The following is a 299-nucleotide window of genomic DNA, read 5'->3' on the forward strand; positions in this document are numbered from 1 at the left end:
GTAATCTAATTGATAGATTTTTTAGAGGAGCAGTTTTTGACTTCATCCATTTTCATTATCAGAATTATAGCTTTCCCGTATTTAATTTAGCTGATTGCTTTATTACAATAGGAGTAATTATCTTAATAGAAGATTATTATAGTACTAAAAAAGTTATTGAAGAAAAGGCTAAAGGGAATTATGATAATGCTCAAATTGAAGCTATGGCTGAAAAAATTCGTAATACCGATAAGGGTGGTAACGATAAAATAGACTCCTTGCAAAATTAAACTTATAGATAGGAATTTGAAGGAAACACG

At 28.8% G+C, this 299-nt stretch carries 1 protein-coding gene; it reads left to right on the forward strand.

Annotation, left to right across the window (positions count from 1 at the left end):
- Nucleotides 1–269: signal peptidase II (locus MB29_RS07175; protein WP_032139662.1), on the forward strand; the 269-nt coding region annotated here is incomplete at its 5' end.
- Between the last annotated feature and the right edge of the window lie 30 nt (nucleotides 270–299).

Source organism: Rickettsia tamurae, assembly GCF_000751075.1.
GTDB classification, from domain to species: Bacteria; Pseudomonadota; Alphaproteobacteria; order Rickettsiales; family Rickettsiaceae; genus Rickettsia; species Rickettsia tamurae.